Below are 9914 nucleotides of genomic sequence, written 5' to 3'. Positions count from 1 at the left end.
GATGATGAAGAGATTGCCCTGTGCACCGTTCATCAGACACGGCCTGACCTTTGTCGCATGTATCTGTGTGAGAGATGCAGAAAGCAATAAAAAATCCCATACCATGATACCCAGTATTAGATCACTTTTCTCCCGGATCTCCTTTACCATATCATATGATTTGACAAATCCGGATCTTTTTCACTACCAATAATACCACATCAAACATATCTCCTCCACCAGGTGACCGGATGAAGGTGTCAAATTATAAACGATTATTTACGTTGTTTTATGGGTATCGATACTGGTTTGTTCTCTCTATTGTTCTAAACATTATTTTTGTTGCTGGCGCCCTTGCCATCCCTGCACTCAGTGCAGCCCTCATAGACTATGGAATCCTTGAAAAAGATTTCGGAAATGTTCTTGATATCGGTTTTCTGATGCTGATTGCCGCACTCATCGCAGGGGTATGTCAGATTGCGAATGCATCCATCGCGGTCTGGGCATCTGAATACTGCGCCCATACCCTCAGAAAACAGACATTTGAGAAGATCCAGACACTCTCTTTTGGAAATATTGACCGGTTCAGGGCCAGTGATCTTCTGGTCAGGCTTACTACTGACATCCTGAATGTGAAGACTGCGGTCATGCAGACCATCATGAACCTGATGCAGGCACCACTCCTTCTGATCGGGACTATCATCATTCTGTTCTACACTGCACCGAGCCTGATGTGGATCATGGTTCTGCTCCTCATCGCCTTTACCATCAGCCTTATTGTCTACTTCATCATCGTCGAACCACAATTCAGCAGGAAACAGGAGAAAGTAGATGGAGTAAATAAAGCTCTCCGGGAGACTTTGACAGGAATCAGGGTTGTCAAGGCATTTGTCAGGCAGCAGTATGAGATTGACAAGTACCGGAATGCAACAGAAGAACTCAGGATAACTGCACTCCGTCCCCAGCATGTCATGGCATATCTGATGCCAACCGTCATCGCCATATCATTTCTGGGTTTTGGGGGGGTCTATTACTTCGGAGGAGTGGAGGTTCTTTGCAACACCGGACTTCAGATTGGGAACGTAACCTCAGCTGCCCAGTACATCCTTATCCTGATGATGCCACTTCTGATAATCGCAATTGTACTGCCATTTATCACCCAGGCAAATTCATCCCTGACCAGAATCTTTGAAATCCTGGATGCGACACCTGAAATACGTGATCCTCCTCATCTGGTCCCAATAACCCCATCTGACATGAAAGGGAGAGTTGTTTTTGATAATGTCTCCTTTGCATATCGGAACGAGAAGGGTGAGCCGGAAGGAGAGGTACTTCATGATATCAATCTGATTGCTGAGCCCGGAGAAACGATTGGATTTCTTGGTGCGACCGGGTGTGGAAAAACCTCCCTCATCTCACTTATCCCGCGATTTTATGACGTAACGAAAGGGAAAGTGACCATCGATGGTATAGACGTCCGGGATATGTCACAAAAGAGTCTTCGAAGCCTGATTGGTATCTGCCTGCAGGAACCAGTCCTGTTTTCAGGAACCATCAGGCAGTCTGTTACCTTTGGAAGTCCGGATATGACCGACGATGAGATGCTTATTGCTTCAGAGGCAGCTGACGCTCATGGGTTTGTCATGAATATTCCGGAAGAGTATGACGGAAAGGTAGCCAGGAGAGGTGCAAACTTCTCCGGTGGGCAACGGCAACGGTTATCTATCGCCCGTGCTCTTGCTGTCAGGCCGAAGGTTCTCATCCTTGATGACAGTACCAGTGCCTGTGATGTCGCAACCGAGGCCAGGATCCAGGATGCAATTACCAAAAACATGAAGGATGCGACGAAATTCATTGTTGCCCAGCGGATATCCTCTGTTATCACCGCAGACCGGATAGTCCTGATGGATCAGGGGAGGATTATCGCTACCGGAACACATGCAGAATTACTGGCAGAAAATTCCCTGTACCAGGAGATTTATGAGTCACAACTGGGAGCAGGACTTCATTCAGGAGGGATCGAATGACCGCAAAAGAGGAGGCCACCGTTGGTATGAAGCAGGGGAACCTTGGAGAGATGAAAGTGACCATAATGCGGTTACTCTCATATCTGACGATATACCAGTTCAGACTCTCTGGTGCCATAATACTCATGGGTGGGTTCGCATGTGCCATGGGTATCCTTCCGACCCTCATGGGAGCTGCAACCGATATAATCGCCGGGAGTAGATCACTCGAAGAACTGCAGCATATACTCATATTCTTTGTCCTCGATGCTGTAGCGGTGTGGATATGTGGTCATATCGCCCAGCGCCTTCTTTCAGATATCTCTCAGGATGCCCTATACCACCTCAGAAATGATCTCTTCACCCATATGCAGACATTATCTCTTGGGTTCTTTGACCGTCAGCCGATCGGCGAACTCATGAGCAGGTTATCAAACGATACCGATGTGATAGATCAGTTCTTCTCAAATGGCATTCAGCAGGTCCTCCAGTCGGTCACAACCGTCATCGTTCTGACCGTAATAATGGTCTTTATCGATCCATTCATGACTCTTCTGGTGTATCTTGCGGTTATTGGCCTTATCTGGATATCAGGTGCCATCGCCAGGATCTCAGGGCCTGCTTTTGAGTATATGCAGGATCAGCTCGGGGAATTAAACGGTTATGCAGAAGAGAGACTTGCCGGACAGAAGGTGACCATTGCATACCGTCAGGAGGAATCATCGACCATTGGATTTCTATCCTTATCAGAACATGTTGCAAAAATCGGGGGGAAAGCAGAATTTGTCGCTCTTACATCTATGCCTGCAACCACCATCATAGCAAATCTGCAGATGATTCTGCTCCTTGTCGTCGGTGGTGCAATGGTCATTGACGGAGATATTAAACTTGGTGAAATGGTTGCATTTCTGGGTCTTTCATCAAGCATATCCTCACCTCTCTCACAGATCTTCTCTGAATACGCCCTTATCATGAATGCCATCGCAGGAGCATCACGGGTTTTCAGAATTCTGGATGAGAAACCGGTTGTTGCCGATAAACCGGATGCAAAACCAATGCCCCCGATTACCGGAGATGTGGTTTTTCAGGATGTTGATTTTGCCTATGTTCCAGGCAGAACGGTCCTTCGCAATAACAGCTTTCATGCTCTTCATGGTCAGGTTTTCGGACTATGCGGTCCGACAGGTGCAGGGAAAAGTACCATTATCAACATCCTGACCAGGTATTATGACATCATATCAGGTTCTATCAAAGTTGATGGAGTTGGTATTGATACCGTAAGGCAGGACAGCCTCCGGAGTCAGATAGCCCAGGTCCTTCAGGAACCATTCCTCTTCTCCGGAACAATTATTGAAAACCTCCGGTATGCACGGGAAGGAGCAACGGATGATGAATGCATCAATGCAGCACGACAGGCCGGGGCTTATGAATTTATCATGGCTCAACCGGATGGGTTTCAGACATTTCTGACTGACGGAGGGGCTAATCTTTCGCAGGGACAAAAACAGATGCTTACCATCGCCCGGGCCATGGTTGCCCACCCCCGCATGCTCATCCTTGATGAAGCGACCAGTAATGTTGATACACGGACAGAGAAACTTATTCAGAATGGCCTTTTACATCTGCAGGAAGGGAAAACATCATTTATTATCGCCCACCGGCTCTCTACCATCCGGCATGCAGACTGCATTCTGGTTATTAATCAGGGAGAGATTATCGAGAGGGGAACCCATACTGAACTGATGGATAAGAAAGGATTTTACTATAACCTCTACATGAGCCAGTTCAGGGGAAAACTAAGTGGGATTACCGGAGTAACATAATTATTCCCGTTTTTTTCATAGTAATTACCGGAACCTGCATTGACTTGAGATACTCCCGTGATAGTATTTCAAATCCAAAATGTTCATAAAACCCGATGTTTTCTTCATTCTGCGTGGTGAGAAAACAGTCAATTCCGCTTTTCTCCAGATGATCAAGAACAGGCCTGATAAGTCGTCCTGCAACGCCATGATTCTGATGATCGGGATGAACACCAAGTACAAAGAGATAGAGATGGAAATAGGGCATCTCTGTCATATGCTTCTGATCAATGTGATGAGAAAACTCCAAAACCCTGTTCATCGCTTCTTTTCCGATCTTCCGTTGTAACCGAATTCCACCACTTAATAAACCCCTGAAAGTAGTAATCTCTGATTTTTCTGATGGAAGCCATAAGGCGACACCTCTCATAGGATCCGGGGTAGTATACACCCATCCATATCGCAGGGTATATGTTAATTCAAACCGGAAGAGCTCGGATTGGATAGCATGGTCCCCTCCTTTTTGGGAGAAGAGATACGCAATTTTTGGATCATTCTTAAAGGCTGAGGTGAGAATGTCAGCAGCAACTGAGATTTGATCTCTCCGTAGGGGTATTAAACCAGGGATTTTACCAGATATCATCGCATTTTATCTCTTCAGAGTATCTGTACATTCATGAATGGGCTATACCTATTACTGATCAGAGGAACTATCCATACCACTCTGGATCTGTATTAGTTTTTTCAGAGGAACTGATGGATTATGGTATCTCCGTTTATTCCGGAGTTTCTCTTCAAGCTGAATTGCCTCTTTCGGACAGAGATTAATACATGCCAGACAGAAGAGACAATGATGCTGCCATACCGGCTTATTGTCTATTATCCGGATGTTATCAGAAGGACAAACCCGGCTGCATATGCCACATCCGTTACACGTGTCATCAACACGAAACCGGGTATCAATTTCTGAAAGACTCCTGATGAATCGGGGATAGAACAGGGAATGGAGTAGCTGACTCAGTACAGGGAATCCTGGCATCTCCTTCTTTTCTGCCTGAATGGAGTTTGCGATGTCGGCAAGCACGCTCTCTGCATCTGAAAGGAGTTTTTTTTGAGTCTTTTCGTCCGGAGCTCCCCCATATGGAATATAATTATCAACCATCCGGACCATCCATCCTGCCTGAAGTGAAGATCCGTTTTCTTTCAGCATCCTGTCAAGTTGAAGGAGGGCATATCTTCCAATACCTCCTGATATTGCAACGGCAAAAATATAGGGGACATGTGAGAGGGAGACTCGTGGAATAAATTCAGAGAGTATTAATGGTACACCACTGTAATTAACCGGAAATATAAAACCTACCTTATTCGTATCAGGAATCAATAGACCTGCCTTTTTCATCCGAATCGGTATAGATTCAATGACCATGTCACCGAGTTTTTGTGCAAGGAACTCTGCTGCTGCAAGAGAATTTCCGGTTCCCGTAAATATATACAGAGTCGTTGTCATATGTGGGTAATCCACGGGAGAGTTTAAATAAATACTGGCAACTTATCACAGACATACATCTCAAAAATTTGATACGTATTAAAAATCAAATTTCCTCTATTCCGGGCCTGATATAATCTCTGTTTTGTACCTTAATGACGAACCAGATCTCCTTGAGATTACAAAACTCTTTCTTGAAAAAACCGGTGAATTTATTGTTTATGCATCGCAAAGTGTCGATGATGGATTTTAGAAACAGTCAGGAGAAGGAAGAACAACTTGAAAGCATAGTGGAGAATCTTCCGTTTAATGTGCACAGGTATACACTGCTCGAAGATGACAGATTAATTCTATAAATAAGACAGCAGATATCATTCTTGGGATTGATTGTAGTTTGCTTATCGGAAAACCATTCAAGAAGCATTTTCAGAATTGATGAAGACTGATAATCCGGACCTGTGCAGATTAGTAATACTGACTGATGAAAAGATAAGTAAATCCCTTGGTTAAGACAAGGGACAGAATGGAAAGGAGACAACAATTGAGATAACAGTATTTCAAACAGGAAAAAAACTATCGCAGTTTTTTATCAGACATTATCTACACAACTTCAAAAAAAATGAGTTTTTTCGACTTTATTTCGATTTTACACACATATCCTCAATGCCCACCGCGACATATCCGGTTATATCTCCATTTTCATTTCGTAATGCCCGGGTATTCCAGGTGATAGTATGCATACTTCCATTCCTTGCATGTATCCGGGTCTTCAAATTAGAAAAGTGACTATCTTCAGAGATAATGTGAATAATTTCATTGGTTATCTCTTTCCTATATGAAGCATCGGGGTACAGGGATTCCCATATCCATTTTGATCCGAGGACCTCCTCAGCCATATAACCGCTTATCTCTTCAGCGGCCTTATTCCAGATGACAATATTTGTTTCCTTGTCCAGAACCATGATCCATACAAGGGCATTCTGAATGACACTCTCGAGGTATTGCATGACTGAGTGCAACTCTTCCTGAGCCTTTTTCTGATCTGATATATCCTCCAGGATCTCAACTGCACCAACGATCTCTCCATCTTCATTTCTGATTGGAGCTGCTGTAAAATAGAGCCATTTTCCATCCGTGCCAAGAGACGGGAAGAAATCAACCGCCTCATATGCACCAGGTATTAATTGTGATGGGGAGTATTTACCGGCGTACCACTTTTCAATCTGATCAGGTACATTATCAACCAGCAGGTCTGCAAGACAAGGCCTCTCTTCCTGATAAAAAGCCCTCCATTGCTGAGTGGATCCAGTAGAGTACTGATATCATACATGATCCCGGAATGTGAATGCATATCTGCAATTCAACTGATATACACACATATAATCATTTACAGGGTTTAAAATATCTGCTATCTCAATAAAGTGTAAAAGGCAGTTTTTATTTTATTCATATATTAAAATATTTCATATAAAATATAAGAATGGAAAAAATACTCGTTCTAACCAATCAGAATTGTATGTGATATCCTTTCGGATACTCAGCACTATAAATAGGATTGGAAGGAGATGTATTCCCATTCTTCGATTCAGATTAACAATTACAGATGAAAAGGAGTAATAAAATAGAATGGCTGAGTTTCTCACATTCGATACAGGAAAAGTTTCCGACACGAATTCAATTGCTGATGCGTGTACGAGACTTTCTTCACTCCTGATGCGAAAGGACCTGGGGCTTGCAATTGCTGATATTGTCCTTACATACTCACCCAAGGATCTCAAACAGATGAAAGTCAATTTTTCCAGCAAAATTGATTCACTCTCTCCGGATTATAAAAAAGAACTTGAAGAGACGATTGCTGTATTCCTTGACGGGACGTACCAGAACATACGACTTATGAACCAGCAGGGTTCGTTTGCAACGATTCAGGAACCAGTTTCAGATCAAGCGAACGAGTACTGGATTATGGTTGCAGACCAATGCTCAACCGGAGATATTCCTGGAAACCGACTTCGTTTTTTAAAATTTCTCCTTTCAGGTTTTTGTATGTTCGTCCAGGAGATACCAGGTCATCCGGTTGGCATGCCCTTCCCCGGAGGAGATAAAGTCGATTTCATAGACGGGAAGTATTATTGCCCAGTCCGAACCAAGGCACATGATGTTGATGCAGCCCTTTGCCCGTTTTGTCCTGCACAGCAGACCCCGGATATCGGATATCTCAAGCCACCGGTAAAGGGAAGTAAGCATCGAAAACAGGAATACATTAAGAATATCTACGATTATCACCATTTTAACGGATAAATCGGAGAAGTTATCAGAGTATTATATCTGTATATTAGAAGAGGAAGGAGTGGTGAGATATGCATTCTCCCTTTCGATTGCCTCCCTCATCCGACTCTCAATAAGATGAGTACTGTTTTCAAACCGGGGATTAAGAACATGTGATGTCCCTTTATCTTTTAATCCGGTGATATCTGAACAGGCATAATAAGTATTTGAAAATAAACTCTGGATTTTTTCGTATAAAATAGTATAAAGTCGTTTTATTGCTGAACCAATCACAATATCAGGAGAAAGAACAGACTGGTCAGAATCAGATCCAATAACCAGAAGACCCAGGAATCTTATAAAAGGAAAGACTTATTTCTGTGACCAGTCCATATACGAAAGATAATCATGAGCGAAGAAGAGATCACCAATGCGGAGATTGAAGCTGCTGTCAGAAGTATGCCCTGGTGGCTTGTCCTTGTCTGGGGAATACTGGCAATCATTATTGGTCTGATGCTTATCACTACTCCTCTGATCACCACCTATTACCTGGTTCTCTTCATGGGAGTATACTGGTTTGTTGGAGGAATATTCACACTTGCCAGTCTGTTCAGTGACAAAACTAATATGGGATGGAAGATCTTCCTCGCAGCAATCAGTATCCTGGCCGGAGTCGCAATAATGGCACAACCCCTGTTTGGATCTATTATTGTTGTTACTATGCTGGTATTTTTCATCGGATTCTGGGGTATACTGATCGGTGGAACAAAACTCTATGAGGCATTTCGATCAAAAGATGCCGGAGCGGGAATTCTTGGAGCTCTCAGTATTGTCTTTGGTATTATCCTGCTCATCTTCCCATGGGGAGCAGCACTCGCCCTTCCATTGATTGCAGGTGCATTTGCATTACTTGCAGGGATATGTTCTGTAGGAGTGGCTTTCCAAGTCAAGAAGGCACAGGCCTGAACCCTCTCCTGTTTCCGAAATTTTTTTTCTTTTTTTTCAGACTGATAACAACCTTTATCCCATCTTACTACAGAATCACAATAATTCTCTCTCGAAAAAATGTAATTCATGATTCTGTGTGTGAAATTGGAACGTAATAGAGGTACCATGGATGAAAACCGTCTTTGTCAGGCAGGAACGATGTGTCGGGTGCAGGCATTGTGAAGTGGCCTGTGCGATTGCACATTCGCAGAGTAAGAGTCTGATTCCGGCAATCCTGGAAGAAACGAAGTCTTACCCACGCATCTTTGTTGAGGCTGTAGATAATTATCTGAAATTCCCGAACCGGTGCAGACATTGTGACCCTGCCCCCTGTATGCAGGTCTGTCCAACCGGTTCACTCAGTCGGGATGAAAATACCGGTTCTGTTCTTGTTGATTATCTGAAATGTATCAGGTGTGGTGTCTGTGCCATGGCCTGTCCTTTTGGGATCATAGAGTTTCGGAAGGTTATCAAACCGGCACCGGATCGGGAAGTCAATGCAAAATGTGACAATTGTATCGAAAGGCTCAAAGAAGGGAAAATTCCGGCATGTGCGGAGGCATGTAAGACAGGTGCTCTTGCATTTGGGGAGATTAATGATCTTATCAGGGGAGCGAGGAGCGATTTTACCACCAGGATAATCACATCACGGGGAGCGGAGACCGAAGTTCCCGTCATTCCGGAGAACATCAAAGCATTTCAGGCAGTAATGGAGAAACTTGCATCGTTATCATAAGAGGAGGGTGGAGATATGACAGATCAGGATATCAGAATAGAAGCGGAGAGGAGAGCATCAGACCGGACCGACCAGGAGATAATCAGGAAAACATTGAACGAGGGTGTTCAGACCGTCTGGGATAGGTTTGCCCTCCAGCAGCCTCAGTGTGGATTCGGCCAAATCGGAGTCTGTTGTAATAATTGTGCCATGGGACCATGCAGAATCGATCCCTTTGGAGGGAAGACCTCCCTTGGTGTATGCGGAGCAAATGTGGATACTATTGTTGCCAGAAACCTTCTGGATGATCTGAGTGTGGGAGCTGCTGCCCATTCTGATCATGGACGGGAAGTTGTTCAGGTTCTGCTTGAAACTGCAGAAGGTCATGGACAAGGGTATCAGATTAAGGATGTTGAAAAATTACACCGGCTCGCAACCGAATACGGAATTCAGACAGATGGGCGGGCTACAAATGATATCGCAAAAGATCTGGCTCTTGGTATCCTTGAAGAATATGGTACCATTAAAAACAGGATTCAGTTAGCGGAACGGGCTCCGGAACAGACGAAAGAGATCTGGAGAAAAACCGGAATCATGCCCAGAAGTATTGATCGTGAAATTGTTGAGGCCATGCATCGGATTCACATGGGAGTGGATGCAGATTATGTAAATCT

At 44.0% G+C, this 9914-nt stretch carries 9 protein-coding genes and 2 pseudogenes; 6 read left to right on the top strand and 5 right to left on the bottom strand.

The genetic code is table 11. The features are described 5' to 3' along the window. Nucleotides 1–230: 230 nt before the first annotated feature. Nucleotides 231–2006: an ABC transporter ATP-binding protein gene (locus tag LDL35_RS11900; RefSeq protein WP_304022642.1), complete on the top strand. Its 1776-nt coding sequence runs from the start codon at nt 231–233 to the stop codon at nt 2004–2006. Next, the gene (locus LDL35_RS11895; protein ID WP_304022640.1) at nt 2003–3808 is read left to right on the top strand and encodes an ABC transporter ATP-binding protein; all 1806 of its coding nucleotides are present in this window, start codon (nt 2003–2005) and stop codon (nt 3806–3808) included. The genes LDL35_RS11900 and LDL35_RS11895 overlap by 4 nt, the downstream gene beginning before the upstream one ends. Here LDL35_RS11895 and LDL35_RS11890 read toward each other — a convergent pair. From LDL35_RS11890 to LDL35_RS15410, 4 genes and pseudogenes are all read right to left on the bottom strand, one after another. After that, entirely contained in the window at nt 3792–4430 is a 639-nt protein-coding gene (locus tag LDL35_RS11890) for a GNAT family N-acetyltransferase (protein WP_304022639.1), read from the bottom strand. The genes LDL35_RS11895 and LDL35_RS11890 overlap by 17 nt on opposite strands. 51 nt (nt 4431–4481) lie before the next feature. Further along, entirely contained in the window at nt 4482–5294 is an 813-nt protein-coding gene (locus tag LDL35_RS11885) for an EFR1 family ferrodoxin (protein ID WP_304022637.1), read from the bottom strand. A gap of 614 nt (nt 5295–5908) precedes the next feature. Further along, nucleotides 5909–6280, bottom strand: coding sequence for a PAS domain S-box protein (locus LDL35_RS11880; protein ID WP_304022635.1), 372 nt, complete (start codon nt 6278–6280; stop codon nt 5909–5911). Nucleotides 6281–6325: 45 nt separating this feature from the next. Beyond that, nucleotides 6326–6454 (bottom strand): annotated as a pseudogene (locus tag LDL35_RS15410) (hypothetical protein); the annotation flags it as partial. Nucleotides 6455–6899: 445 nt separating this feature from the next. Between LDL35_RS15410 and LDL35_RS11875 the strand changes: the two are divergent. Further along, the gene (locus tag LDL35_RS11875; protein ID WP_304022633.1) at nt 6900–7571 is read left to right on the top strand and encodes a DUF2115 domain-containing protein; all 672 of its coding nucleotides are present in this window, start codon (nt 6900–6902) and stop codon (nt 7569–7571) included. A 21-nt stretch (nt 7572–7592) separates the two neighbouring features. On the opposite strand, the gene LDL35_RS15405 is transcribed toward LDL35_RS11875, so the two are convergent. Next, complete coding sequence (locus tag LDL35_RS15405; protein WP_369694928.1) at nt 7593–7880, bottom strand: BMP family ABC transporter substrate-binding protein; 288 nt, start codon at nt 7878–7880, stop codon at nt 7593–7595. A 66-nt stretch (nt 7881–7946) separates the two neighbouring features. Here LDL35_RS15405 and LDL35_RS11870 point away from each other — a divergent pair, with 66 nt between their 5' ends. The 3 genes and pseudogenes from LDL35_RS11870 to LDL35_RS11860 all read left to right on the top strand — a co-directional run. Further along, the gene (locus tag LDL35_RS11870; RefSeq protein ID WP_304022632.1) at nt 7947–8504 is read left to right on the top strand and encodes an HdeD family acid-resistance protein; all 558 of its coding nucleotides are present in this window, start codon (nt 7947–7949) and stop codon (nt 8502–8504) included. Nucleotides 8505–8655: 151 nt separating this feature from the next. After that, on the top strand, nt 8656–9261 hold the full coding sequence (locus LDL35_RS11865; protein WP_304022630.1) for a 4Fe-4S dicluster domain-containing protein: 606 nt from the start codon (nt 8656–8658) through the stop codon (nt 9259–9261). 15 nt (nt 9262–9276) lie between these two features. Then, nucleotides 9277–9914: pseudogene (locus tag LDL35_RS11860) on the top strand (carbon monoxide dehydrogenase); the annotation flags it as partial.

Source organism: Methanospirillum hungatei, from assembly GCF_020216685.1.
Classification (GTDB): domain Archaea; phylum Halobacteriota; class Methanomicrobia; order Methanomicrobiales; family Methanospirillaceae; genus Methanospirillum; species Methanospirillum hungatei_B.
This window is presented reverse-complemented; position numbering and strand designations above follow the sequence as displayed.